We start from the raw sequence: 26,815 nt of genomic DNA, 5'->3' as shown, positions 1-26,815 counted from the left end.
TCCTCTGCTAAATGTATCTCCTTTCTTATTCCGATATTTCGCCTCATCGAAACTAAAAAGACCCGCTCCAGCATACGGAAGCGGGTCACTAATTTATTGGACGAGCGGTTCGGGTACTTCGAGCGGAGCGAGTGAACGATCGAGCAGTTCGACGACGTCGAACGTGCCGACCGTCTCATCGACTTCTTTCGCTTTCGTCCCGTCTGAGAGCATCGTCAAGCAATACGGGCAGGCCGATCCGATGACGGTCGGTTTCGTTTCAAGTAATTGCTCCGTCCGTGCGACGTTGACGCGCGTCCCGACTTTCTCTTCTTGCCACATGAGACCGCCGCCGGCCCCGCAACACATCCCGTTCTCACGGTTCCGGGCCGCCTCGACGAGTTCGACGCCCGGGATGCGCTCCAAGACGAAGCGTGGTGCGTCATAGATGCCGTTATAGCGACCGAGATAGCACGAATCGTGATAGACGACCCGTTCATTCACGGCGAAGTCCGGTTTGACGCGCCCCGTGTCGAGCAGTTCGGCGAGGAGCTCGGTGTGATGATACACTTTCACACCCGTGAGGCCGAAGTCCGGATACTCGTTTTTAAACGTGTTGTACGCGTGTGGGTCGACCGTGACGATTTTCGTGACGCCGTACTTCTCGAACAGCTTGATGTTCGCCTCGGCGAGCTCTTGGAACAACAGCTCGTTCCCGATGCGGCGTGGCGTGTCGCCCGAGTTCTTCTCTTCGTTGCCGAGGATAGCGAACGAGACGCCGGCCTTGTTCAAGACGCTCGCAAAGCTCTGGGCGACTTTTTGGCTGCGGCTGTCATACGAGCCCATCGCCCCGACCCAGAAGAGGAATTCGAACTCTTCGCCCGCCTTCTTCTTCTCTTTCGCCGTCGGGATGACGAGTTCCGTGTCTTTGCGCCAGTTCTCGCGCTCTTTCCGGTTCATCCCCCACGGGTTGCCTTGACGTTCGATGTTGGCGACCGTGCGCTGCGCCTCCGGGTCCATCTTCCCTTCCATCATGACGAGATAACGACGAAGGTCGATGATCTTGTCGACGTGCTCGTTCATGACCGGGCATTGGTCTTCACAGTTGCGGCACGTCGTGCACGCCCAAATCTCTTCTTCCGTGATGACGTTGCCGATCAACTCGTCGGCGACGAGCATGTTCCCGTCCATCGCTGCCGCGGCGATCTCCGCGCCTTGCGTATTTTGGAACAAGAGCGCCGGCGCCCACGGCGACTTCCGGGTGATGGCGGCCCCTTTCATGTTCATATGGTCGCGCAGTTTGACGATGAGGTCCATCGGCGACAGCATCTTGCCGGTACCGGTCGCCGGGCAGACGTTCGTACAGCGTCCGCACTCGACGCAGGCGTACAAGTCGACGAGCTGCTTCTGGTTGAAGTCTTCGATCTTGTTGACCCCGAAGACGACCTCTTCATCCGACTCTTCCGCCTCTTCCATCGCCGAGAAATCGACCGGTGCGAGACGACCGACTTTATGCGTCCGGCCGAGCCAGACGTTGAGTGTGCCGGCAATCAAGTGAGCGTGCTTGCCTTGCGGGATATACACCATGAAGCTGAGTAAGAATAGCAGGTGCAGCCACCAGAAGACGATGAAGAGCGCGAACGCGACGCCACCCGGCACCCAGGCGAACGCCGAGCCGATGATGGTCGCGACCGGCTCGCCCCACATCGGGAGCTCTTCTTTATAGACGAGGTAAAAGCCGTTCCCGAACAAGACGGACACCATGAGCCCGCCGATGAAGATGAGCGCGAGACCGGCCAAAAAGTTCCGCTTCAAGCGCACAAGCTTCTCGATATAGCGGCGGTAGAATCCCCAAACGACCGCGACGAGAATCATGAGCATGACGATCTCTTGCATGAACGTGAAGATTGGATAGAGCGGACCGAGCGGCACGTGCGGGAAACGCGTCCCGACGGCGAGCCCTTTCCAAATGAAGTCGATCGCCCCGAACTGGACGAGGATAAACCCATAGAACATCATGACGTGAATGATGCCGCTCTTCTTATCTTTCAACAATTTCTTTTGCCCGAACACGTTGATCATCACCTGTTCAAGCCGTTCTTTGTTCGTCTGGCTCCATTCTGCCTTCTTCCCGAGCTTGATGAACGTGTACCGCTGATAGACGAGCGACGCGAACAAGTACAAGCCATAGCCGAGAACGAGCAAGAACAGAATCCAGTTGACGATTAAAAATGTAGACATCCCCAACATCCCCCTTAATGAAAACGGATTCATTCTTGGAATCAGTATACCAAACAATGAATGAACAGTCATTCATTTTCTTGGGGGAACTTAAAAATAGAGAACGTGCTTCAAGATGAGAAGAAGTCCCCCGTAAATCGTCACGGCGAGCACGAACGTACGGAAGTGAAGATTCCGGTCGGCCGGCAACTCGAACTTGACGATGTTCAGGATCATCGCCCCGGCGACGAACGCGAACAGAATCGTCTCGACGTGCGACGCCAAGTCGACGTAGCGGGCGACGTAGCCGGTGACGAGGATGCCGACCGTGAAAAAGTAGCGGCCTTGTGTCAAGTAGACCTCGCCGTAATGGCGATACAAGTCGTGACCGACGGCGAGAAAATGGACGCCGAGTGCGGTCGCATAAAACATTTGGGCGACGTTCGTCACCGACGTCTCCGTCACGACGTATGCCGAGAACGACATATACGCCGTGAGGAGCGTCACTTGAAGCCAATACGAGACGTTTCGGTCGAGCGTCTCATCTTGGAAGTGCGGGGTCCGCACGAACCGCATCGTCCCGTAAAAGACGGTGAACCCGATGAGACTGACGACATAAATCTCTGAAGGCAAGGCAAGGTCGAGCCAGTCGACTCGGAGCGTGTCTTGGCGCTTATTGAGCGACGGGAGCAAGTACATGAAGAAATACGTGATGGCGATCCCGCTCGAGAACGAGAACCACTTCTTCGACGGGATGCGGTCCCGCGGGAACAAATAGATGCCGAAGAAGTTGATGGCCGCCAAGTACACCACGATCCAGTCGCCCATGTGTCGTCACCCTTTCAGCTCAATCCAAAACCGCTCGACGACCGTCCCGTCCGTTTCTATGAACGGCGTGTCCGGCACCCCACCGTTACGCAAAATGACTTGCTTCGAGGCGACGTTCGTTCGATTGCACGTGATCAACGCGCGCTCGATGCCGAGCGACTTCGCCTTCTCGAGCGCGAGGGCGAGCTGTTTCGTCGCAAGTCCCCGCCCCCGTGCACTCGGTTTAATCCCGTAGCCGATATGACCACCGAAATTGAGTAACTGCTCGTTCAACTCGTGCCGAATGTTGGCCGCCCCGAGCAGTTCTTCCCCGTCGGTCAACCAATACGTCGTGCTCGGCACCCAACCGGCGTTCTCCGCGCGTACCTCACGCGCCCGAATCGCTTTGACATACGTCTCAAAGTCAGACGCCTCCCCGTCGACCGCGTTCGGGACGATGCGTTCATCCCGTTCCCGCCACTCCTTCAAAAATGCATGCACTTGCTGTTCTTGGTCCATCGATGTCTTCACAAGACGTAACATCGCCCTTCCCCCTTATCTTTATGTAGAAAAAAGACCGCAATGCGGCCTTATTCTTCGAGTCCCAATCGTGCTGGCATCTCCGGCGCGAGCTTTCGTGCCTCGTCGAGCCTGCTCGCGTCGACGAGCGTATGGAACCGTAAAAACTCTTCGTGCGAAGCGTCCCCAATCGCGGCCAAATAGTCGACGTAACGTTCGTACACCGACTTGTCTTCCGGACGTGCCTCGATTAAGGCGAGGTACAACCGGACCGTGTCTTCTCCGTAAAGGAGCGGGAACTCGTCGTTCAACTGGAGCAACTTGTCGACCGAGTCCATGTCGACGCCGGTCTCGTTGTCGTAATGTCCGATGACGTGCTCGGCATGATCTTCGAGGCGACCGCGCCACTCCTCATACTCGTCCTCGTTCGTCTCGAGCATCTCGAACCAGTCCTCGTTCAACATCTCTTCAATCTTTTTCACTCGCTCTTGAAAGTTCATGCTTCGTCTCCTCCTTTAAACGTCCATGTGACGTCGACAGCGTACGTGCCGGCGACATCGTCGTTCATCGTTAACGCGTAGTCGAATTGGCAACGCCCGTCTGAAACGTCAAGGCGTTCCGTCGTCGTCGCCATCGTCATCGCCATATATGGGTTTTTGTATACACTCTGTGTCAGCCGTCCTTCGATGAACGAATGGTTCATCTCGATCGGTCCTTTACATATAAGGGCGAGCCGCCCCGTCGTATATTTCAACGTCGTCGGCACGATGCCGTCCTCACGCTCTTGGTCAAACGTCAAGATGAAGCCCGTCTTCAGTTCATAATAGAGACCGTCCGCGACGAGCACGATCGGTTCATCGAGTTCGCTCATTTTCGTCGTCTGACGGACGCGTATACGTTTCGGTTCAATTGCCATGATGATTCCCCTTTCCGCTGTCCCATCGTACCATACCTCACAAACGGTCCGGAATCGCTAACTTTTTCTTTCCCGGTTCGCATGTGCTTCACACCACAAAAAGACAGGGTCGCCCCTGTCTTAACGGTTAACTCAATTTATAGACGCGTCCTTCGAACGGCTTCAAGTGAAGAAGTGTCGTCTCGTCATGCGGATCGAGCGGCATGTTTTTCAAAACGACATCCTCCGAGCGAAGTGTGAGGTCTGAAGCGAAGATCGCCTCGCCACCCGTCAAGTTCGTCATGACGAGGTATTGGCTGTCTCCGAGCGTGCGCGTATACGCGTAAATCTCAGGGTGTTCCGGCAAAACGACGTCATACGTGCCGTACACGAACGTCTCATCTTGTTTCCGGAGGCGAATCATCTCTTTATAGAAGTTGAGGATCGAGTCTTCATCTTCAAGTTGTTCTTCAACGTTGATGGCCGTGTAGTTCGGATTGATACCAAACCAAGGCGTGTCCGAGAACGTGAATCCGGCGTTCGCTGCGCTGCTCCACTGCATCGGCGTCCGTGAGTTGTCACGTGACGAGTTCCATGTGATGTCCATCATCTCTTCGTGGCTCTTGCCGTGTTCGAGACCGATGTAATAGCGGTTGCGTGTCGCGATGTCGTCGTATTGGTCAATCGAGTCGAACTTGACGTTCGTCATCCCGATCTCTTGGCCTTGATAGATGAACGGTGTCCCCTGCATGAGGAAGTACATCATCCCGATCGATTTCGCGCTCTCTTTCCAATAGCGCTCATCGTCCCCCCACGTCGATACGGTACGTGTCTGGTCATGATTCTCGACGTAGAGGGCGTTCCAGCCGTCTTCCTCGAGTCCTTTTTGCCACTTCGACAACACGTTCTTCAAATGGACGACGTCGAGTTTCGACTCGGCGTCTTCGCGCCAAAGGCCCATGTGTTCGAATTGGAACACCATGTTCATCTTGCCGTCTTGCTCGCCGACCCAAAGATGGGCGTCGTCAGGCGAGACACCGTTCGCCTCCCCGACCGTCATGATGTCGTGCTTGTTGAACGTCTCGTCCCGAAGCTCTTCGAGATAGTCGTGGATGCCGTCGACGTTCATGTGCATCTCGAACGACGGCACGAAATCAAGGCCTTCCGGATTCGGCAAGTCGCCGAACGTCGGGTTTTTGCGAATGTGGCTGATCGCGTCGACACGGAACCCGTCGATGCCTTTTTCGAGCCACCAGTTGATCATGTCGTACACGGCTTGGCGCATGTCCGCGTTTTCCCAGTTGAGGTCCGGTTGACGCTTCGAGAAGACGTGCAAGAAGTACTCTTCTGTCGTCTCGTCGAACTCCCATGCCGACCCGCCGAAAATCGATTCCCAGTTGTTCGGCTTCGAGCCGTCCGGTTTCCCGTCACGCCAAATGTACCAGTCGCGTTTCGGGTTGTCTTTCGAACTCTTCGACTCGATGAACCACGGGTGCTCATCCGACGTATGGTTGACGACGAGGTCTAACAATAGCTTCATGCCGCGTGCGTGGACTTCATTCAAGAGACGGTCGAAATCTTCCATCGTCCCGAACTCATCCATGATATCTTGATAATCCGAGATATCATAGCCGTTGTCGTCGTTCGGCGACTTGTACATCGGGCAGATCCAGATGACGTCGACGCCGAGCTCTTTCAAATAATCGAGTTTATCGATGATGCCTTGAATGTCGCCGATTCCGTCCCCGTTCGCGTCGTAAAAGCTGCGCGGGTAAATCTGGTATGCGACGGCTTCTTTCCACCAATTACGTTTTAGCGTTTTTGTTTGTGTCTGTTGTAATCCTTTTGTGTGTTGGTCACGTTGTAAAAGTTGCATGTGTCAATGATACTCCCTTATCCCTAAACTCACTACTCATCCTATATACTAATATCAGTGCTGTTGACGTTATCTCTCATTAGCGCAATCGTTTGCACGATGCACTACGTTTATCTTAACAAAAAAGACAAACCGCTACAATGAGCTTTTCAACAGCTTACTCAACGTGTACCCTACACGATTTTGAAATGATATGAAAGTGAGGCGACTTACATGATTCGTTTGGCCACACGGGCCGATCTTCAAGCGATCGATTCATTGATTTTGAATAAGGCAAAAGCGTTTCGCGCTGCCGGAAAGACGCAGTGGGAAAAATATTTGGAACCGAGTCGGACCGAGTTCGTCCGTCACGACGTCACGAACGGGACGGTCTATGTATATGAAGAAAACGGAAAGATTTTCGGGTCGGTCAGCTTGATTCCCCCGACGTCATGGGACCACAATTTATGGGATGACGCCGAGGTAGCAGTCTACGTGCATCGGCTCGTCGTTGATGCCCGGATGAAAGGGAAGCGTGTCGGCGAACAATTGATGCGCCACGCGCTCACCCAGACGGTCGGGACGATTCGCCTCGACTGTGTCGCCACGAACGCATTTTTGAACCGTTACTATCGACAATTCGGTTTTGCGTATGTCGGCGAACGCGACGGGTTTTCCTTGTTCACAAAAGAGGGTTGACGTTGACGCGACGTCAAGGCGTACGCTGTCCATAAGGAGGTGAGCAGATGGTTACGATTCAACAACTCGCAACACTCGCCGGCACGACGACCCGGACGCTTCGGCATTACGACGCGATCGGGCTACTCGTCCCGTCGCGTGACGCGAACGGCTACCGCCGTTATTCGAAACAAGACATGGAGCGGCTCCAACTCATCTTGTTCTATCGCTCGCTCGATTTTCCCCTCGAGACGATTCACACGTTGTTCGAAACGGACACCGACCGGGCTCACATCCTTAAGACACAAGTGAACGCGCTGCGTGAAAAGGCAGCTTATTTCGCGGCACTCGCCGAGACCGCCGAAGCGACGCTCGCCTCACTTGAAGGAGGCGTTCAAATGGAAGACGAATCATTGTTCAAAGGCTTGTCGTTCGACGAGCTGAAAGCGCACGAGACGAAACACGAGGCGGAAGTGACGTCACGCTGGGGCGACAGTGACGCCTATGCGACGTCACAAAAACGGGCCCACGGACGGACGAAAGAGGACTGGGAGGCGCTCAGCCAACAGCAAGTCGACCTCGTCAAACCGCTCGTCGACTTGTTCACGGCCGGTGTCCCGGTCGAAGACCCGCGCGTCCAAGTGGTGGTCGAGGCGAACCATGCGTTCATCCACGACCACTTCTACGATTGCTCGCTCGATATGTTCAGCGGCCTCGGACAGATGTACGTGGCAGACTCGCGCTTCACGGCGTTCTATGACAAGTACGCCCCCGGTCTCGCCGTCTACTACAACGACGCGATTCAACATTATTGCATCACCAAAAGTTAAACGGCCGAGCGAAAGCTCTGGCCGTTTTTACTCGATTCTACGGTCGTAGACGTCCTCTTCGAGCATCATCTCGATTTGACGCTTCAAGAGCGGCAATCCAGTCGAGAGCTGGAGGTACGGATAAGTCGCGAAATTGTCCGTACCGCCGAGGTAGAGGACGGCCCGGTCGAGGACGCTCCAGCCGCGGTCGCTCCACTGTTCGATGCGTACCTCACAGACGTCCGGTTTGGCCCGGAACGCCCAATACGCCTCGAGCTGTCCCGCCGCCATCGATGGTCGAATCGTCAAAATCGGGCAATCGATTCGATTGAGCACATCCGGCTCAATCGGTCCCGTCTCATGGAGGACGAGGAGTTCCGGCATGAGACGGTCAAGCCACATTTTCGTCCTCGCATGGTTCAGCGAAGTCACTTTCAAGACGTGATGCATCGGGATTGGTTCGTCTCGTAACGGATGACGCCGTTTCAACTCTTGGATGCGCGCCCGGCTCGTCCAGCGCATGAACGGTGTGGCGTACCGGACGTACAACTGCCGGACCCAGCCTCGAAACGAGTCGGGTTTTTCTTCGGATGGGCCGTCTTCTCGAATGACGTGCGTTACCCCGAGGTGCCGAATCGCCTGATATACGTAAGCCGACATCTTGTTGTCCCCGATACATAACACGATTGGTCTCGTCATGACGCACCTCCTTTCCGATTCCGTCCTTCACTCCGGCTCAACCGCATCTCTTCCACCGCTATGTCAAAAGAGCCGAACATCTGTTGAACTTCTTTGAGGGCCGGCCCTTTCCCATCTTTTTTTGCCACATCTCATAACCCCATGGCGAGAGGATTGCCAGTTCCTCATCCGCCTCTTTCAATGCGTTTAAAATCTCGTCTTCCGTGAACGTTTTGCGGTTCGAGAGCCCGATCTCTTCAAGTGCTCGGCTCCACGAACCGAACCGTCGAACGACTTTCGTGATGCTCGGCTGTTGACGCGCCCGTGCCCACTTCGCATAAGCGGTCGATGTGAGCGGCTCGATGTCCTCACTCGCTTCGAGGAGGGCTTGAATGATTTCACACTTTTGGTCTTTGGCCATCATGCCGAGTAAATCTGCTTCAATCAAGGCGACTTTCCATGACCCGAACAAGATGACGACCTCGGTCAATGACGGCACGTCCCGGTCAAGCGCCCACTTCCGGTAATCCGCACTCGTAATCGAACCCATTTCTTTCGCGGCCCGACGGAGCGCCCGAACCACCTCGGCTTTCGTGAAACGAGGCATTTGATTGTCGAGTCCGGCGAGGCGGAGCACGTTCGCCCACGATCCATACGTCTCGAGCAGTTCGAGCACCGTCGGACCATCGTTGCGCTTTTGCCATTGCTGATACATATGGATGGTGAGGCGGCCGTCGACGGCCGCCGTCCTCAGTTGCTTAACGACTTGCTTTTCTTCCATGCCGCCTCCCCCTTTCAATCGCCCGCATCAGCCGGCCTCCCGCGCACTGATTTGCGCGAATAAATCGAGTTGCCGTGTCAGTACAATCGATTCATCGAACCGTTCCTCGACGACTTCCCGGCCACGGCGTCCGTATGTCTCGAGCCGTTCCGGATGAAGGATGAACGACTCCATCGCTTCAGCGAGCGCGTCGGGACTGGCGACAGGGACGAGATAGCCCGTCTCGTGGTCAATCACTTCTTCACGGCAACCACGGATGTTCGTCGCGATAACCGGAAGACCGGATGCCATCGCCTCTAAGATGGAACGCGGCAACCCTTCTCGGTAGGAAGGCAACAAGAAGACGTCATGATCGCTGAAGAGTGTCGGCGTATCTTTGACAAAGCCCGCATAATGGACGTTCGGATTGTCGACGAGGTACGCCTCGACGAGTTTTCCGGTTTCTTGGTCCCGTTCATTCACCATCAGCTCGCCGGCGATCGTCAGCGTCGCGCCAGGGTGCGTTTTCGAAAGTTGCGTGAACGCCTGGAGCAAATCCAAGATTCCTTTCTCTCGGACGAGGCGGCCGACGAACAAAAATTTCAGCTGTTCCGGATTATGCGTCTTCGCAATCGGTTTGAAGCGGTTCAAGTCGATGCCGTTACCGAGATGAAGCAGACGGTCGTCCCGCTTGAACTGACGCGTCTTCGCGAGGGAATAGTCTTCTTCACTTTGAAGGAGTAGCCAGTCCGTGGCGAGGGCGGCGAGCGATTTTTCGAGCCAGAACACGAGTTCATAGGCGACACGACTCATCCGTTCGTGGAAGTAGAAGCCGTGCGCCGTGTAGAGAATGTGCGGGGTTCGCGCAATGCGGGCAGCGACGCGGCCGAGCGCAGCGGCGACCGGGGTATGCACGTGAATCGCATCGTATTTTTCCCGCCGCAACAGCGTGACGAGTTCTTGAATCGTCTGTAAATTTCGTTTCGGATGGAACTTCCGGTCGATCGGCAACGTGTGGATGACCCAGCCTTCCTCTCGTAACTGATCGGTCCGGTCACCGTAGGCACAGGCGATATCGACTTGATGGCCTTCGGTTTTCAAAGACTCGATGAGGGGACGCAACAAGACGTCAGCCGTCGCGTCGACCGCGCAGAACTGGAGAATCTTCAAAGGCGCCATAAGTGCACCTCCTCCGGCTTCGTCGTACGGTCGAGGATGCCTTTCAAATCCATGACGACGCCGCGACCCATCTTCAACTGGCGGGCGGCAAGCTTCCAGCCGGCATCGACGAACTCGTCGTGCGAGACGGCATAGATGACGACCTCGGCCGGTTTCAGCTCATGATACGCTTTCACCTCGATGCCGTACTCGTGCTTCACTTCTTCATGGTCGACGAGCGGATCGTACACTTGCACCTCGAGTCCGAACTCTTCAATCTCACGGATGAGCGAGGCGACCTTCGAGTTGCGGATGTCGCTCACGTTCTCTTTGAACGACATGCCGAGCACGGTGACGCGGGAGCCGAGTACCGGCATGTTTTGGCGAATCATCGTCTTGATGAGCGATGTGGCGATGAAACTGCCCATCGTCTCGTTGATCCGCCGGCCGGCTAAAATGACTTCCGGATGATAGCCAAGCATCTCGGACTTCATCGTCAAATAGAACGGGTCGACGCCGATACAGTGTCCGCCGACGAGTCCCGGGCGGAAGTTAAGGAAGTTCCACTTCGTGCCTGCCGCCTCGAGCACCTCGAGCGTGTCGATGTCCATCCGCTCAAAGATGATGGCGAGTTCGTTCATGAGGGCGATATTCAAGTCGCGTTGCGTGTTCTCGATGACTTTCGCCGCTTCGGCGACCTTGATCGAGGAAGCCCGGTGCACCCCTGCGTCGACGACCGTCTCATAGACGGCGGCCACGACGTCGAGCGTCGCTTCGTCTTCGGCGGCGACGACCTTTTTGATTGTCCGGAACGTGTTCACCCGATCACCCGGATTGATTCGTTCAGGCGAATAGCCGACTTTGAAGTCGATCCCGGCCCGAAGACCAGACTCTTGCTCGAGGAGCGGGATGCATTCTTCTTCGGTCAACCCCGGGTACACCGTCGATTCGTACACGACGATTGTCCCCGGCTGCAAATGTTTCCCGACAGCGCGCGTGGCGCCGCAAATCGGGCCGAGGTCCGGTTGATTCTGTTCATTGATTGGGGTCGGCACGGCGATGATGATGAAGTCCGATTCCTCCAGTTTTTTAGCATCCGTTGTATACGTGACCGACGCCGCCTCGAGTGCTTCCCGTTCGACTTCCCTTGTGCTGTCGACGTGTTCGTTCAACTCGTGAATGCGCGCCTCGTTAATGTCTAGGCCGATGACGTCCCCGACTTCCCCGAGCGCGACCGCGACCGGGAGTCCGACGTAGCCGAGTCCGACGACGGCGATATGGCGATTGGCAATGGTTCGTCGTGTTGTCCGTGATTCTGAGATGAGTTTGTCCATGTCCATCTGCCTCCAGTTATTATGAAATTTGATCCATCAACTTCTCGACGACGACGATTTTCCCGTTTTTCCCGCGAGGGATTTGTTTGACTGGGGTGAGGGTGATTTCGACGCCTTCCCCGAACAACTCTTTCAGCTCTCGCTCGAGTACCCGTTCATGGGACGGAAGAAATCGTTCCGGATCTTTGATATAGCGCATCTCGATATGATGCAAATCGAACTGCCGGAATTGCGTCTGGATGACCGAGTTCGGTAAGACGCGGACGATTGTTGTCAAATCGCCTTCATACACTTTCAATCCTTTCGGGGTGACGACGTAGTTCGACTGCCGTCCTTCAATCGAGGTGACGTACGTGCCACCTTGGCCGCACGGGCACGTCCCTTCTCCGAATTTCATACGGTCACCGATTCGATAGCGGACGAGCGGCGTCCCGTGTGTCGTGAAGCTCGTGATGAGAATTTCACCATCGTCGCCGTACGGCTCGATATAGCCCGTCTCGTGATGCAGATGCATGTGACCGTGGCTGCATTCGGTCAAAATCGGTGCCCCTTCTGAGGAGGCGTATTGATCGTACACCGGGGCGTTGAACGCCTCTTCGAGCAGTTTGCGCCCACCCGCCGTCAACGTCTCGGACGTCGGAAAGATGGCGATCATTTGAAAGTCAAGCGTGATGCCGTGCTCTTTCATATACGAGGCGATGTCGACCATGGCGGACGGCGCGCTATCGAGGACGGCCGGTTTGAACCGGTTGAGCGCCTCGATATAGTGTGGGATGTTGTCCGGTGTCAAATGGAAGAGCGATAAGAGCAATTGATTCATCGGACGGTTGTAACGCCAGAACACTGGGGCCGCCTGGTCCGGATCACAGATGACGCGACCGGTGAAACTCGCCCGCTTCATCCCTTTCTTGAAGCCATGTTGCTCTTTGAAGTAGTCGAGATGGGCCATCCGGATTTGATAATCGTCTTTCGTGAACTTCACCTGGAGCGACGCCCCGGTCGTCCCACCCGTCTTTCCGACGATGTCCGTCTTGATGTTGGAGTAAATCGAAGGGGTCGCCCGGACCGTCTCTTTCTCGAGGATTGGAATATGGCGCATCTCCTCGAACGAACGGAGCGGGAGCGTCACGTTCGCCTCCTTGAACAAGCGTGCATAATAGTCGTTGTTCGCTGCACAAAACTGTAGGAAGACGTTCAACCGATCAAGCTGATCCTGATAGACGGCTTCCGCGTCGGTCGGGCGGTCCTTCAAACGGATGAGCTCCCGTCGATACGCCTCACCATACCGTTCTTGCCATAACTTCAATCCATATAGTGACGTCATCCAGTTTTGAAACCGAATCGGCGTTTTGAAATACATGTCCCGCAACGCGAAAGTGGTCATTCTTGAACTCCCCTTTTTGTATAGGTCAGACGTGAAGTCGCTTCACGACCCGGATTTTTCCGTTTGGCTCTTTTTTGATGGCTGGCACGTTCTTTAGGCGAATCCGCATGTTCGGGGTGAACAGTCGCTCGACCTCTCGTTTGAGGATCGTCTCATGCTCGTCTTCAAATCGTTCTTCGTCTTTGACGTAGAGCATCTCGATTTGATCGACCTCGTGTTGCAACACTTGGACTTGGAGGACAGAGTTCGGCAAGACGGCGACCGTCGCCGTCAAATCACCTTCGAATACTTTGTAACCTTCCGGTGTTTCGACGTAATTCATCTGCCGACCGTCGATGGAAGAGATGACTGTCCCCGAGTGACCACACGGGCACGTCTCATCGCTGAGCGTCATGCGATCGCCGATACGATAACGAACGAGCGGCGTCCCGTGCGTCGTGAAGCTCGTCACTAAAATCTCACCGTTCTCGCCGGGCTCGATGATGCCGGTCTCCGGATGCAGGTGCATCCGTCCATGTTTGCACTCCGTCACGAGCGGCGCCCCTTCCGAGGAAGCGTATTGATCGTAAACCGGGGCTTGAAAGATTTCGCTCAATAACGCCCGTCCCCACGGCGACAACGTCTCAGACGTTGGGAAGATGGCGATCGGTTTGAACGTCAACCGGGTGTCCGTCTCTTTTAAGTACTTGGCGACTTCAATCATCGCGGACGGTGAACCGTCGAGGGCGTCCGGTCGATACGTGTTCAACGAGTCTACATAATCCGGGATGGTCCGTTCATGGAAATGGACGACCGAGTAGAGCATTTGTTTCATCGGGGCGTTGTAGCGCCAATAGATCGGCTCCTCTTGGTCACGGGGACAAATCATCCGGTCCGTGAAGCTCGCCCGCTTCATCCCTTTCGTAAAGCCATGCTGTTCTTTGAAATAGTCGAGGTGGGCCATCCGCGCTTGATAGTCTTCGACGGTGAAACGGACTTGGAGCGCCGTTCCCGTTGTCCCACCCGTACTTCCGATAATCGGTGCGTTAACATCTGAAAAGATGTCGGGATTCGTTCGGAGCGTCTCTTTCTCGAGCACCGGGATTTGCTGGAGCTCCTCGAGGTGCTTGAGCGGCAACTCGATGTCATGGCGCTTGAACAAGTTTCGATAATAACGATTGTGTCTCTGACAGAAGTGGAGGAAGCGGTTGAGTCGGTTCAGCTGGGCCGCATCCGGGTCGACGAGCCGTTGCCTTCGCAGTTTCTTTAACTCTTTATCATAATGCGGACCATAGCGTTCCCGGTATAACTTCAATCCGTAAAGGGAGATGAGCCAGTTTTGGACCGGGAGCGGTGAACGAGCGTAAATTTTGTCATGTAGGGACGGCATCACTCAATCCCCTCCTTTAACGCATGGTGATAGGCGAGATACCAATCAATAAATTCATGGACACCGCGCTCGATCGGTGTCTGCGGTCGAAAGTCGACCGACTCATACAGCGCCGAGGCATCGGCAAAACTTTCCGGTACGTCGCCCGGTTGCAACGGCAGTTCGTTTAAAATCGCCCGCTTGCCAAGCTTTTGCTCGATAATGCGAATGAAGTCCATCAGTTGGACTGGACTATGATTGCCGACGTTATAGACACGGAACGGAACGTCGCTTCGGTCTGGGAGCGGCGCGACGTAGTCGAACTCTTCATCAGCGAGTGGCTGGATGTCCATCAAGCGGACGATCGATTCGATGACATCGTCAACGTACGTGAAGTCGCGCGCCATCTGTCCGTAGTTGTAGACGTCAATCGGTTCACCTTTCATAATCGCTTCCGTGAACTTATAGAGAGCCATATCTGGGCGCCCCCACGGTCCATAGACACTGAAGAAACGAAGCCCAGTCGTCTTGATCCCGAACAAATGACTGTACGTATGCGCCATCAGCTCGTTCGCCTTCTTCGAAGCGGCGTATAGCGAGAGCGGATGATCGACCGGGTCCTGTTCGGAGAACGGCATCTTCCGATTCGATCCGTACACCGAGCTAGACGATGCGTACAGGAGTTGTTCGACCGGATAATGCCGGCACGCCTCGAGTACGTTCAAAAATCCGACGATATTCGATTGGATGTAGGCGTCCGGATTTTCAAGACTATAGCGCACACCTGCTTGGGCCGCCAAGTTGACGACGATGTCGGGCCGCCGCTTCTCAAACACCCGCGTGACCGCCATTTTATTCTCGAGTGAATCACGATATAGCTTGAAGTTCGGATGCGTGAGCACGTGGAGTCGGGACTCTTTCAAACTCGGGTCGTAATAATCGTTCACTTCATCAATCCCGACGACCCGATGCCCCTCTCGTAATAGTCGGCGGGCCAAGTGAAACCCGATAAACCCTGCCACGCCCGTGACGAGTACGGTCTTTGTCATAACGTCTTCCTCCTTTGAGTTGAATCGTTCGTCCGCATCCGGACAGGTTCGATTTGAGGGGTGAACATGTTTTCCATCACTTCTTCCGGAATCTCGCTATTGGCAACGAACAAGAGGAAGGAAGTGAGCGCATTCGGTTGGTTGAGGAGATGGTCGATTGTCAGCAGGATCGGATCGACCGACTTGAATGGCCGTGTACAACCGACAAAGATTTTGTCGTATACTTGGCTGTCCGTTTTTTCACTCGTCGCAAGCAGTTCTTCGTACAATTTTTCCCCAGGGCGGATGCCACTGTATTCAATTGGGATTTGGTCGAGCGTGAAGCCGCTGAGCGTGATCATGCGCCGCGCCAAGTCGACGATTTTGACCGGTTGCCCCATATCGAGGACGAACACTTCGCCCCCGCTCGCCCGGACGCTCGCTTGGATGACGAGCCGACTCGCCTCGGGGATGGTCATGAAGTAGCGTGTCATCTCCGGATGGGTCACCGTGACCGGTCCGCCCCGTTCAATTTGTTCTTTGAACAACGGGACGACCGAGCCACGGCTGCCGAGGACGTTGCCGAAGCGGACGACCGAGAACGTCGTCTCGCTGTGACGGGCCTGCTGCTGGACGACCATCTCGGCGACTCGTTTCGTCGCGCCCATGACGTTTGTCGGATTGACCGCCTTGTCGGTCGAAATCATGACGAACCGCTCGACATTGAACAAGTGGGCCACTTCCACCATGTTTTTTGTCCCATAGACGTTGTTCTTGACGGCTTCTTTCGGATTTCCTTCCATGAGCGGGACGTGCTTGTGGGCCGCGGCATGGTAGACGATATCAGGTTTGTACTGATCGAACACTTCGATTAACCGGTTCCGGTCTTGGACGTCACCGATGACCGGATCAATGTCCGTCTCGGTGTCGAGTCCGCGCAGCTCGCGGTCAATCGAGTAGATGCTATTCTCCCCGTGCCCGAACAAGACGAGGCGTCCCGGTTCGAACTTGATCAACTGCCGGCACAGCTCCGAACCGATTGACCCACCGGCGCCAGAGATGAAGATGGTGGCACCTTTTAGTTTTTGCGAAATCTCAGACACATCGAGCTGGACCGGTTCGCGTCCGAGCAAATCCTCGATTGCGACTTCGCGCATCTCGTTCATCGACACTTTCCCCGACGCGAGCTCCGACAGCATCGGCAAGGCATGCGACTCGACGCCCGTCTTCTCGATTCGTTTCAATAATTGGATCCGCTTACTATAAGGAAGCGACGGGATGGCGAGGACGACGACCTCGATCCCGTATTCCTCAATTTTCCGTTCGAGCGCATCGATTGAGCCGATGACCGGTGTACCGTGGATGTAGAGCCGTTGTAAGAGCGGGTTGTCGTCTAAAATCCCGACGACGTTCAACACGTTCGTCCGATACTCTTTCAACTCTTTCGTGATTTTTTGTCCGGAGTCGCCGCCGCCGATGATGAGCGTCGCTTTCCCGCTCGGTTGGACGTGACGGAACCGGAAGAATGAACGAGTTCGAGCCACGAGCCGGATGAACAATATCCCGTTGAAGGCGAGCAAGCTTTGGACGAACAATGCCTGATACGAGATGCTCTTTAAAACGACAAGCGCCGCACCAAGTACGAGCAGGTCGCTCGTGAGCAAGACGAGAGCGAGCAACTGCAACTCCCGCATCGAGCCGTAGCGCCAATCGATGCGATACACTCGTGTCGCCCACCCGAGCGCGAGTAGCGCCACCGTTTTCAGCGCTAAAATCGTCATCAGTTTCGTCGTGTCACCCGAGACCGTCGTGTCGTGGGCGAAAAGCAACTTGAAGGTAAGGAAGATGGCCGCCGCCGCAATCATGACGTCAAGCATCATGAGCATTGCGTTTTTCCGGTCCATCGGATAATACGTGAATCGTGTAGTCATTCTGTCACCGCCTTTGCAGAGTACGAAAATGAGTCGATGTATGGGTGGATGCTACATTAGTACCCGTTCACGATTCACAATCCGAAAGAAAACCATAGCTTTTTCATAGCAACGAAATTTAGCCATTAAACGGTTTTATGAATGTGTGTTGACTATTTCCTTTGGTTTGTGAATATTTCCGGATTAAATGGGTAATATGGAAAGTACATGGTTGTAAATTAGGTGTAAATTGTAAATAACAAAGGAGGTTACATGATTCATCGAAACGTGTCACTGCACCGTCCAATAACCTGAACACGAACCGTTTGCCTTTCTCCCATGCCGACTTCGGCTCCCTTTCTTGAACGTTGCCAATTGTATACGTGCCCTTGACCGCTTGGGCTTTCCTTAAAGGACCATCATTGTTCAACCACACCACGACCTTTGAAGCGACCTTCGCTTCCAAAAAGGAGAGACATCACGATGAAACGATGGACAGAGCAACAGATCCTCTCATGCCTACAACAAGCAGCGAACGAACTCGACGAATTCGATACAAAACATTACACTCTATGGGCCCGCAGCAAAGACGTCCCTTCCCTATCGACCGTGATTTACAAGTTTGGCTCATGGCGCGAAGCCGTCCAGGCCGCCGATATTAAAATGATGTACCGGTATTATTCCGATGAAGACATCTTGACCGCGCTCAACGAGGCCGCCGAAGAACTCGATATCTTCACGAGCCAGACGTATCGTGAATGGGCCAAAATCGCCCAAGCGCCGTCGCTCACCTTGATTAGCAGCCGTTTCGGTTCTTGGTCGAATGCGCTCCGTGAAGCAAAACTCCAAACGACGACGGCTCGAAACAATGAAGAGCGAATCATCCAAGCCCTCATCGAAGCGTCGGCCGAACTCGAACGGCTCACGTCGCAACATTACGCCGTCTGGGCGCAAGAGAAAGGCTATCCGACCGTGGCGACAATCGCCCGCAAGTATGGTTCTTGGAGTTATGCCTTGTTCGTCCTCGACATCGCCCCGCCGAAACGGAAATGGGATGAAGATGACGTCATCGACGCACTCCGACTCGCCAAGGACGAATTGAACCATTTCAGCATCCTCCATTACCGCAAATGGGCGGAAGGTCGAAACGTGCCGAGCACGTCGACGATCAACGCCTTGTTCGGCAGTTGGACCGCCGCGTTACGATGCATGGAAGAACAGAAAGTGATGCAATAAGAAAACGCCGTCTCGGGAGCCGAGACGGCGTTTTGTCATGTGACGATTGAGATGAAGAGCGGGATCCCGACGAGCAAGTTGAACGGGAACGTGACGGCGAGGGCGAGCGTCAAATAAAACGACGGTTCGGCTTCCGGTACCGACGCCTGCAGCATCGCCGGGGCCGCGATATACGACCCGCTCGCCGCGAGCGTCATGAGTAGAATCGTCCCGCCGTCCGATAACCCGGCGAATTGCGCACCGGCGTAGCCGATCGCCGCGCCAATCAGTGGGAACGTCATCCCGATGACTAAAAACTTGATTCCATAAGACGGGACAGTCTTCAACTGTTGCCCGACTTTGACGCCAAGGCTGAGCAAGAATAAGAGAAGCACCCCCGGGAATAAATCGATAAAGAACGGTGTGAGCGCCGACGTGTCTGGCGTCACGAGTCCGACGATGAGCCCGGCGATGAGGAGCAAGATGCTCTTCGAAAGCAGGCTATCCCGAATGACGGTGAACGACTGGCTCGGGGCGGCCGTGATGCCGAGAACGCGAGTCTGATTGTATAACAACAGCGCGACGACGAGACCAGGGATCTCGAGGACGACGACGAGCGTCGTCATGAACGGTTCGTACGCAATGCCGAGCCGTTCGAGCTGGGCCGCGGCCGCGACGTACGTCACGAGCGAGACCGAACCAAACGTCGCCGCCATGGCAATCCGTTCATGAAAACTGAACTTGAATAAGCCGCCGAGCCCGAATGCGACGAGCGGCAGCACCATCCCGAGGACGAGCGTCACCGCGAGCGGGAGCGCCAAGTCGTCAAACGAGACCGAGGCGAGCCCCATCCCGCCTTTGAGTCCGATGGCGAGCAATAAGTATAAGTTGAGCGTGATGCCGAGCGACTCCGGGATTTTTAAGTTCGATTTGCCGAGCGCGGCCACGACACCGGTCACAAACATTAATACCGGGGCACTCGTCAATAAAAACGTCAATAGTTCCATGTTTCTCCTCCTAGGCGACAAAAAGCGCACACCGAAAAAACGGTGTGCGCTGCATGCCGACGGCTCGAACGCGTTCGCTCCGTCTAGCCGACAACTGTCGGGTTATGATTCGTTCAGCTCCGGGTCAAGACGGTGACGAAGCGCTCCGAGGCTCGCTCCGCCAATCCTGACACGTATCTGTCTTTTAGTTTATAAACGTCGTCACGGCTTGTCAATCCCACTGTCCCACGCGGCATCGAGCCGAAAGACGATGAGGCGTTCCCCCGTCTTCGTACTGATATCCGTATGGAGCGAGATGATGCGCCGTCCGAGGACGTCTGCCACAATCGTCTCGAGTTGCGGACGACCCGACTCGACGAGATTGTTGCGATACTTCTTCAATTGCTCGCGCCCCGCCGATTTCGTGGCGAGATCGTACTCGGCCGGGGTCAAGACGCCTTGTAACGTCACGATGGCCAAGTCACGGAGCAGGTCTGCCTTACACGTCAATGAACCGCGTCCGAGATACTCTTTCTCCCATTGGGTGATGCGGGCGCTCAGTTCCATCTCCAGCTGACCTTTTTTCGGCATGATTACTTCACAAACCCAATCATCATCTCGCGAAGAATCTTCGCGGCGGCGATGGCCGTCATATCCGACTGGTCGTACGCCGGTGACACTTCGACGAGGTCAGCGCCGATGATGTCGAGGTCCGCGTTCGCGATGGCGTGAACGGCTTCGAGCAACTCTTTCGTCGTGATGCCGCCGATTTCTTGCGTGCCTGTACCTGGTGCTGCCGACGGGTCGAGGACGTCGATGTCGATCGTGACGTACACTTTCTTCCCGGCGAGCGTCGGCAAGACGCGTTTGAGCGGCTCGATGACTTCATACATGAACATGTTGTAGCCGACTTCCTTCACCCAGTCGAACTCTTCTTTCATCCCAGAACGAATCCCGAACGAGTAGCAGTTCGATGGGCCAATCAAGTTGGCTGCTTTTTTGAGCGGTGTCGAGTGCGAGAGTGGCTCGCCCTCGTATTCGTCACGGAGGTCCGTATGCGCATCGAAGTGCAAGATGACGAAATCGTCCCCGTATTTATCGTGCATCGCCTTGATGACCGGCCATGTGACGAGGTGCTCGCCGCCCATTCCGAGCGGGAACTTGCCGGCGTCGATGACGTCTTTGACGAACGACTCGATCATATCGAGTGACTTTTGTGCGTTCCCGAACGGAAGCGGGATGTCACCGGCGTCGTAGACGGCCGCTTCTGTCAAATCGCCGTCGAGGTACGGGCTATACTCTTCAAGCCCGATGGAGACTTCGCGGATGCGGTTCGGGCCGAAACGTGAACCCGGGCGGAAACTGACCGTCCAGTCCATCGGCATGCCGTACAATACCGTCTTCGCGTCAGCGACTTCCGGGAGGCTCGCGATGAACACTTTGCCTGAGTAGGCTTCATCGAAACGTTTAATCATTTTGTCAAATCCTCCACGAATTTAGGCAACACGAACGCCGCGTTGTGAAGCTTCGGCGTGTAGTACTTCGTCTCGATGTCATGGAACCGCTCTGGTGCTACGGCTTCCGGGTCGTACTGCTTCGAGCCGATCGTGAACGTCCACATGCCGCTCGGGTACGTCGGTACGTTCGCCGTGTACAGCTTCGTGATTGGGAAAATCTCTTTCACGTCGCGTTGGACCGTCTGGATGAGTTCTGGTGTGAACCACGGGTTGTCTGTCTGCGCGACGAAGATACCGTCTTCTTTGAGCGCTTTCGAGATGCCGGCGTAGAACCCTTTCGTGAACAAGTTCGCCGCTGGGCCGACTGGTTCTGTCGAGTCGACCATGATGACGTCATACTCGTTCTCCGACTTGGCGATATGCATGAAACCGTCGCCGACGATGACTTCGACACGCGGGTTGTCGAGTTCACCGGCGATGTTTGGCAAGTATTTCTTCGAATATTCGATGACTTTCCCGTCGATGTCGACGAGAACTGCTTTTTCGACTGATGGGTGTTTCATAATCTCACGGATGACGCCGCCGTCTCCGCCGCCGACCACGAGCACGTGCTTCGGATTCGGGTGTGTGAAGAGTGGGACGTGGGCGACCATCTCGTGATAGACGAATTCGTCCTTATCCGTCGTCATGACCATACCGTCAAGCAACAACATTGTTCCGAACTCGTCCGTTTCGACCATCTCTAGTCGTTGAAACTCCGTTTGTTCGCTCTCATAAACGTGGTTTACACGGAACGTGATTCCGTAATCTTCTGTCTGGTGCTCCGTAAACCATAATTTTAATTTTTGGTCCATCGATAGAACCCCTTTCTGATTAAAAAGTTGTTCGTATGCGAGTGGCGTTTTGAGGCGCTTCTTATTCATACGATAGGAAGTATACAAAACCTGTACCCATTTTGCACGATTTTTTTATTAATCGGTCGCGTTGTGTGAGATTTCCGTGAGTTGCAACCGATACACTACATATAGAAGTTTCTTACAACCGAAAGGAGGAATCACCATGTGGTCACCTTGCGTGGCATGCGCCACGACCATCCCATTTTTTGAACGCGGACTCGTCGTCGTCAACGAACAGTCCCATCCTTACGACTCGCTAGACGAGTTGACGAACCGGCTCGCGGATATCCAATCGAACGTCTACTGCATCGATCCCGTGACGAATCGCCAAACCGCGCCCATCACCGCCGGGAATCTGTTGGATCAAATCGCCAACCGCGATACGATCGAGCTCATTCAACACGGTGAATTCGAGAGTCACTTGCAACCGATCGTCCACCTCGATACCGGGGAACGTTTCGGCTATGAGGCGCTCCTGCGTAGTCGTAACGATATTTCACCTGGCCAGCTATTCCAAGCCGCTAACAGGTTCGGCTTGCACTCAAAGCTCGATCAGCGCGCCCGTGCCGAGGCGATTAAAGCGACGTATCACGCCGTCTTGCCTCACGAGAAGACGTTCATCAATTTCTTGCCGTCGACGATTTACAACCCGGACTATTGCCTGCAGCACACGTTCGAAGTGATTGACCGCTACGACCTCAGCCCCGACCGTTTCATCTTCGAAGTCGTCGAGACGGAAAAAGTGCAAGACGTGGCCCATTTGCAGCACGTGTTCTCTACATACAAGAAACGCGGAATGAAAGTCGCCCTCGATGACGTCGGCGCCGGCTTTTCGACGCTCGATATGTTGAAGCGGCTCGAGCCCGATTATGTCAAGATCGATCGGTCGTACATCTCATTTTGCGATCAAGATGCCGAGAAACGGGCATTTTTGAAAAACGTTCGTCAATTGACCCGGACGATGGGCATCACGCTCCTCGCCGAAGGTATCGAACGTGCCGAAGAAGTCGACGTCTGTCGCGAACTCGGCTTCGATTTGGCGCAAGGCTACTACTTCGGTAAACCGGCCCCATACGCCCTTTAAGACGAATGGCCCCGAGCATGTGCTCGGGGCCATTTTTTTAGTCGTCGTTTTCTTCCGTATCTTCCATATCGTTTTGCATCTCTGTATCGTTGTTATCCATCGGCTCCTCGTCGGCTCCCCCACAAGCCCCGAGAATGATACCTGTCGCGAGCAATGATGCCGCTAACGTTCCTTTACGTTTCATCATAAAAACACCCCTTTATTGTTTTCGTCGTACAGTATGGTTCATTCCCGTCGACCACATCCCAAAACGTGTATTTAGATTAACAATGTGAAAACGGTGGAATGAATTCAGTGATGACAACTGAACTGAAAGAAGGTGTACCTGTTGAAACGACGCGTCTTACAATTTTTCACGATGATCCTGCTCGGTATGCTCCTTCTTGTCCTCCTGTACTCGATTGATGGATTGATTCCTTTCTTGATCGTTATCGCCATCGCCGCCCCGCTCATCGTCGGCTGGCAAATCCTGTTTGACCAAGTCCAACCGCAGGCAAAACTCGCTTGGCTGCTCGCGGTACTGTTCATCCCGTTCCTCGGCGCCCTCGCCTGGGTCATGTTCGGTCGGACGCCGCGCCGCCACCGCCGCGTCAAACGGACGTCGTCCGAGATTCGCATGTTCCGCCAAGCGATTGAGATGGAGCGCATCGAGACCGCGAACGCCGTCTCGGATCGCTTCCCGCTCACCCGCACACTCCAAAAGCTCGGGGCGACCGGGGCCGACGAGCATACGTCGACGAAGCTGCTCGTCAACGGTGAGGCGAAGTTCGAGGCCGTCTTGCGCGACATCGAGCAAGCGACGCACCATATCCACGTCCAATACTATCTATTCCGAACCGATGACATCTCTTCGAAAATCCGCGACGCCCTCATCAAAAAATCGAACGAGAACGTCACCGTCCGCTTCCTATACGACGGGCTCGGTAGTCAAGAGATCGGGGAAGACTTCATCGAGCCGCTCCGCGAATCGCGCGTCCACGTCGAAGCGTTCGACCCGGTCGTCCATCCGCTCCTCGTCTTCAACGCCAACTTCCGGAACCATCAAAAGCTAATCGTCATCGATGGGAAGATCGCCTATACGGGCGGATTGAACGTCGGCGACGAGTATTTGGGGAAAGAAGAAAAACTCGGCTTTTGGCGTGACACGCACCTTCGCGTCGAAGGTCCACTCGTCCGTGAACTGCAGCGCCTCTTTATCGAGAACTGGCTCTATGCCGGCATCGAGGACGACAAAGAGACGTGGGACTTGTTCGCGAACGAAGAGCATCTCCCTGAATATTTCATCGATGAACCAAAGGATTCGAACGGAGCGACACAACTGCTCGTCACCTCGCCCGGTAAAGACGTTACGATCCGTGATGGTCTGATGCAGCTCATGATGGAGGCGAAAGAATCGATTTGGATCACGACCCCGTACTTGATTCCGCCACCGGAACTGCTCGCCCTGCTCGAAGTGGCCGGCAAGAGCGGCATCGACGTCCGCATCGTCGTCCCCGGGAAAGGCGACGAATGGTTCAGCTTCCACGCGACGGAATATTATTTCGAACAATTGCTCAAACGGAACGTCCGCATTTATAAATACAATCGCCATTTCATCCATGCGAAAACCGTCCTCATCGATGGCAAAATCGCACTCGTCGGGACGGCTAATTTAGACTTTCGGAGCATGTATTTGAATCACGAGATGACAATCGCCCAATTCGAGACGTCCTCGGTCCAAGAACTGCATGACGCCTTCTTAAAAGACTTTGACGAATCCATCCTCATCGACTGGTCGATCCTGCGGAAAAAGACGAACGGCAAACGGTTCGTCGAAGCGTTCTGTCACATCTTCTCGCCACTCTTATGACGACGCCAGACGACATAGATGATGCCGACCATGGCAATTAGCGCGATTTGCCACCCGGTCGCGACGTATAGAATCGCCGTCACGGCGAGCGCTTCAATCAAGAGGGCCGGGACTTTGCCGAGCGTGCTTGCCACGGCGAACGAGGGTAGCGTCATCCGGCTAAACGCCGCTGATAACGTGACGAGACCCGACGGCACGAACGGCATGAGCCGCATGCTGAGGACGAGGAACCACGCCTCTATCCCTTCCGCTTCCCTCAGCCGTTTGAACCGTGTCCCGGTCGGCGACGTATACGTCTGGAGCGCTTTTCGATAGACGATGAAACTAATGATGGCCCCGACGGCCTCGCCGATGATTGAGACCGCGACGCCCGGCCCGAAACCGAGCAGTTGAACGTTCAGCGCCGTCAAAAACGCGCTCGGCAAGACGCCGGCGACGGCAATCAGTATATTCAATACGATGCTGATGATGACAAACAGCGGGAGTGGGAGAAGTGCCCATTCCATCGCACACACTTCCTTTCAAACGAAAAGGCTGTCCCGTCCTCGCGGGGCAGCCTTTTTCTGTTACTTCGCTTCGACTTCGTCCCACGCGTCTTCGTCGACAGGCGGTAGGTGTTTCTCTTCAAGTTTCGATACGACGACTGCACACGTCGCATCACCAGTGATGTTGACCGATGTCCGGAGCATATCAAGAATCCGGTCGACCCCGATGATGAGGGCGATCCCTTCGACTGGCAAGTTGACCGATTGTAAGACGAGCGCGAGCATGATGAGCCCGACACCCGGAACCCCGGCCGTTCCAACTGAGGCGAGCACTGCCGTGATGACGACAGTCGCTAGCTGTGCAATCGTCAAGTCAGCCGCAAACACTTGCGCGATGAAAATCGTCGCGACCCCTTGCATGATGGCCGTCCCGTCCATGTTCACCGTCGCACCGAGCGGCTGGACGAATGACGAGATGGAACGTGGCACGCCAAGTTTCGTCTGAGCGAGCTCCATCGATACCGGGAGCGTCGCGTTCGACGACGACGTCGAGAAGGCGAGCGTGATCGCTTCATTAAAGTTCTTGAAGAAGAACACCGGGCTCATCTTCCCGAGGAAGAGGAGCGCCCCGCCATAGACGATGGTCGCATGTAAGAAGAGCGTCAAGACGACAGCGAACATGTACCACGCCATCGCACGAACGGCATCAAGACCGATGCCACCAATCGCCGAGGCGATCAAGGCGAACGCACCATACGGCGCGAGCTTCATAACCAAATGGATGAGATGCATCATGATGCGATCCCCTTGTTTGACGAACCGGCGCCACGATTTGGCACGGTCCCCGAGGGCGATCATCGCGAAACCGATCAAGGCCGCAAAGACGATAATCTGAAGCATGTTGCCTTCTGCGAGCGATTGAATCGGGTTCGTCGGAATCATGTTGACGAACGTCTGGACGATATTCGACGACTCATCCGTCGCCGCCGTCTCGAACTCTAGGTTCGCCGTCGCGAAGTCGCCACGCTCACCCGGCTGGATGACCGATGCGACGCCCATCGCGAGCATGATGGCGAGCGCCGTCGTCGTCAAGAAGAAGAGGAGCGCTTTCGACCCGACACGCCCGAGCTCTTTCGGGTCCCCAAGACCCATGACGCCGAGAATGATTGAGAAGAAGACAATCGGCACGACCAACATTTTAATCAAGTTTAAAAACACTGTCCCGACCGGGGAGAGTATGTACGTATTGACGATGTCATATACGTTGCCAGACAGGCCAGCGAGCCCGAGCCCGACGACGACCCCCAGTACAAGACCAATTAGAATTTTCTTCGTTTCACTCATCGTGTCACCCTTTCTTTTTTACACAGTGCGTATAGTATACCATAATACTGAATTTTCATACAATTACGGCTGTATCACAATGTCATAACAGGCGTATGTTCCCGCCTTCGCTTCATGCCAAACAAAAAAGATTGGAG

Annotated in this window: 26 protein-coding genes; 5 read left to right on the top strand and 21 right to left on the bottom strand. The window is 54.8% G+C overall.

What is annotated here, in order from left to right:
* Positions 1-93: 93 nt before the first annotated feature.
* The 6 genes from KB235_RS03720 to KB235_RS03695 form a co-directional block, all read right to left on the bottom strand.
* Positions 94-2,220: a (Fe-S)-binding protein gene (locus KB235_RS03720; protein WP_211780429.1), complete on the bottom strand. Its 2,127-nt coding sequence runs from the start codon at positions 2,218-2,220 to the stop codon at positions 94-96.
* 90 nt (positions 2,221-2,310) lie between these two features.
* The gene (locus KB235_RS03715; RefSeq protein ID WP_034817666.1) at positions 2,311-3,027 is read right to left on the bottom strand and encodes a hypothetical protein; all 717 of its coding nucleotides are present in this window, start codon (positions 3,025-3,027) and stop codon (positions 2,311-2,313) included.
* A 6-nt stretch (positions 3,028-3,033) separates the two neighbouring features.
* A complete protein-coding gene (locus KB235_RS03710) occupies positions 3,034-3,549 on the bottom strand; it encodes a GNAT family N-acetyltransferase (protein WP_034817664.1) in 516 nt (171 codons plus the stop codon).
* 47 nt (positions 3,550-3,596) lie between these two features.
* Positions 3,597-4,025 carry a hypothetical protein gene (locus KB235_RS03705; protein WP_211780428.1) on the bottom strand — a complete coding sequence of 143 codons (429 nt, stop codon included), beginning with the start codon at positions 4,023-4,025 and terminating at the stop codon, positions 3,597-3,599.
* Positions 4,022-4,441, bottom strand: coding sequence for a YwiB family protein (locus KB235_RS03700; protein WP_211780427.1), 420 nt, complete (start codon positions 4,439-4,441; stop codon positions 4,022-4,024). The genes KB235_RS03705 and KB235_RS03700 overlap by 4 nt, the downstream gene beginning before the upstream one ends.
* A 127-nt stretch (positions 4,442-4,568) precedes the next feature.
* Complete coding sequence (locus KB235_RS03695) at positions 4,569-6,296, bottom strand: glycoside hydrolase family 13 protein (RefSeq protein WP_034804188.1); 1,728 nt, start codon at positions 6,294-6,296, stop codon at positions 4,569-4,571.
* Between the two features lie 213 nt (positions 6,297-6,509).
* On the opposite strand from KB235_RS03695, the gene KB235_RS03690 reads away from it, so the two are divergent.
* Both KB235_RS03690 and KB235_RS03685 read left to right on the top strand, forming a co-directional pair.
* Complete coding sequence (locus tag KB235_RS03690; RefSeq protein WP_034817658.1) at positions 6,510-6,974, top strand: GNAT family N-acetyltransferase; 465 nt, start codon at positions 6,510-6,512, stop codon at positions 6,972-6,974.
* Between the two features lie 47 nt (positions 6,975-7,021).
* Entirely contained in the window at positions 7,022-7,783 is a 762-nt protein-coding gene (locus KB235_RS03685) for a MerR family transcriptional regulator (RefSeq protein WP_034817656.1), read from the top strand.
* Positions 7,784-7,810: 27 nt separating this feature from the next.
* Here KB235_RS03685 and KB235_RS03680 read toward each other — a convergent pair whose 3' ends face one another.
* Genes KB235_RS03680 through KB235_RS03645 form a run of 8 tightly spaced genes read right to left on the bottom strand, consistent with a single transcriptional unit; the run spans position 7,811 to position 17,383 of the window.
* A complete protein-coding gene (locus KB235_RS03680) occupies positions 7,811-8,461 on the bottom strand; it encodes a hypothetical protein (protein WP_211780426.1) in 651 nt (216 codons plus the stop codon).
* 58 nt (positions 8,462-8,519) lie between these two features.
* A complete protein-coding gene (locus tag KB235_RS03675) occupies positions 8,520-9,221 on the bottom strand; it encodes a hypothetical protein (RefSeq protein ID WP_211780425.1) in 702 nt (233 codons plus the stop codon).
* A 27-nt stretch (positions 9,222-9,248) separates the two neighbouring features.
* Positions 9,249-10,379 carry a glycosyltransferase family 4 protein gene (locus tag KB235_RS03670; RefSeq protein ID WP_211780424.1) on the bottom strand — a complete coding sequence of 377 codons (1,131 nt, stop codon included), beginning with the start codon at positions 10,377-10,379 and terminating at the stop codon, positions 9,249-9,251.
* On the bottom strand, positions 10,367-11,698 hold the full coding sequence (locus KB235_RS03665) for a nucleotide sugar dehydrogenase (RefSeq protein ID WP_211780423.1): 1,332 nt from the start codon (positions 11,696-11,698) through the stop codon (positions 10,367-10,369). Before KB235_RS03665 ends, KB235_RS03670 begins: the two co-directional genes overlap by 13 nt.
* Before the next feature lie 13 nt (positions 11,699-11,711).
* Entirely contained in the window at positions 11,712-13,076 is a 1,365-nt protein-coding gene (locus tag KB235_RS03660; protein WP_211780422.1) for a phenylacetate--CoA ligase family protein, read from the bottom strand.
* A gap of 25 nt (positions 13,077-13,101) precedes the next feature.
* Positions 13,102-14,445, bottom strand: a complete 1,344-nt coding sequence (locus tag KB235_RS03655) for a phenylacetate--CoA ligase family protein (RefSeq protein WP_034817642.1) — start codon at positions 14,443-14,445, stop codon at positions 13,102-13,104.
* Entirely contained in the window at positions 14,445-15,473 is a 1,029-nt protein-coding gene (locus tag KB235_RS03650) for an NAD-dependent epimerase (RefSeq protein ID WP_034804206.1), read from the bottom strand. The genes KB235_RS03655 and KB235_RS03650 overlap by 1 nt, the downstream gene beginning before the upstream one ends.
* A complete protein-coding gene (locus KB235_RS03645) occupies positions 15,470-17,383 on the bottom strand; it encodes a polysaccharide biosynthesis protein (protein WP_211780421.1) in 1,914 nt (637 codons plus the stop codon). The genes KB235_RS03650 and KB235_RS03645 overlap by 4 nt, the downstream gene beginning before the upstream one ends.
* 462 nt (positions 17,384-17,845) lie before the next feature.
* On the opposite strand from KB235_RS03645, the gene KB235_RS03640 reads away from it, so the two are divergent.
* Entirely contained in the window at positions 17,846-18,598 is a 753-nt protein-coding gene (locus tag KB235_RS03640) for a homing endonuclease associated repeat-containing protein (protein WP_034817637.1), read from the top strand.
* Positions 18,599-18,633: 35 nt separating this feature from the next.
* Here the strand turns inward: KB235_RS03640 and KB235_RS03635 are convergent, their stop codons facing one another.
* From KB235_RS03635 to speE, 4 genes are all read right to left on the bottom strand, one after another.
* Positions 18,634-19,584, bottom strand: coding sequence for a sodium-dependent bicarbonate transport family permease (locus tag KB235_RS03635; protein WP_211780420.1), 951 nt, complete (start codon positions 19,582-19,584; stop codon positions 18,634-18,636).
* A gap of 201 nt (positions 19,585-19,785) precedes the next feature.
* On the bottom strand, positions 19,786-20,154 hold the full coding sequence (locus tag KB235_RS03630; RefSeq protein ID WP_034817632.1) for a Na-translocating system protein MpsC family protein: 369 nt from the start codon (positions 20,152-20,154) through the stop codon (positions 19,786-19,788).
* 2 nt (positions 20,155-20,156) lie between these two features.
* The gene (gene speB / locus KB235_RS03625; protein WP_211780419.1) at positions 20,157-21,038 is read right to left on the bottom strand and encodes an agmatinase; all 882 of its coding nucleotides are present in this window, start codon (positions 21,036-21,038) and stop codon (positions 20,157-20,159) included.
* Positions 21,035-21,874: a polyamine aminopropyltransferase gene (gene speE / locus KB235_RS03620; RefSeq protein WP_034804220.1), complete on the bottom strand. Its 840-nt coding sequence runs from the start codon at positions 21,872-21,874 to the stop codon at positions 21,035-21,037. Before speE ends, speB begins: the two co-directional genes overlap by 4 nt.
* Before the next feature lie 205 nt (positions 21,875-22,079).
* On the opposite strand from speE, the gene KB235_RS03615 reads away from it, so the two are divergent.
* Complete coding sequence (locus KB235_RS03615; protein ID WP_246514318.1) at positions 22,080-23,000, top strand: EAL domain-containing protein; 921 nt, start codon at positions 22,080-22,082, stop codon at positions 22,998-23,000.
* A 37-nt stretch (positions 23,001-23,037) separates the two neighbouring features.
* Here the strand turns inward: KB235_RS03615 and KB235_RS03610 are convergent, their stop codons facing one another.
* Complete coding sequence (locus KB235_RS03610; RefSeq protein ID WP_156028815.1) at positions 23,038-23,187, bottom strand: hypothetical protein; 150 nt, start codon at positions 23,185-23,187, stop codon at positions 23,038-23,040.
* 132 nt (positions 23,188-23,319) lie between these two features.
* On the opposite strand from KB235_RS03610, the gene cls reads away from it, so the two are divergent.
* Positions 23,320-24,849, top strand: a complete 1,530-nt coding sequence (gene cls / locus KB235_RS03605) for a cardiolipin synthase (RefSeq protein ID WP_211780418.1) — start codon at positions 23,320-23,322, stop codon at positions 24,847-24,849.
* Here the strand turns inward: cls and KB235_RS03600 are convergent.
* Together KB235_RS03600 and KB235_RS03595 are read right to left on the bottom strand one after the other, a co-directional pair.
* Entirely contained in the window at positions 24,825-25,355 is a 531-nt protein-coding gene (locus KB235_RS03600) for a TVP38/TMEM64 family protein (RefSeq protein WP_211780417.1), read from the bottom strand. The genes cls and KB235_RS03600 overlap by 25 nt on opposite strands.
* Positions 25,356-25,415: 60 nt before the next feature.
* The gene (locus tag KB235_RS03595; RefSeq protein WP_034817623.1) at positions 25,416-26,678 is read right to left on the bottom strand and encodes a dicarboxylate/amino acid:cation symporter; all 1,263 of its coding nucleotides are present in this window, start codon (positions 26,676-26,678) and stop codon (positions 25,416-25,418) included.
* Between the last annotated feature and the right edge of the window lie 137 nt (positions 26,679-26,815).

The organism is Exiguobacterium alkaliphilum (assembly GCF_018138125.1).
Classification (GTDB): Bacteria; Bacillota; Bacilli; order Exiguobacteriales; family Exiguobacteriaceae; genus Exiguobacterium; species Exiguobacterium alkaliphilum.
This window is presented reverse-complemented; position numbering and strand designations above follow the sequence as displayed.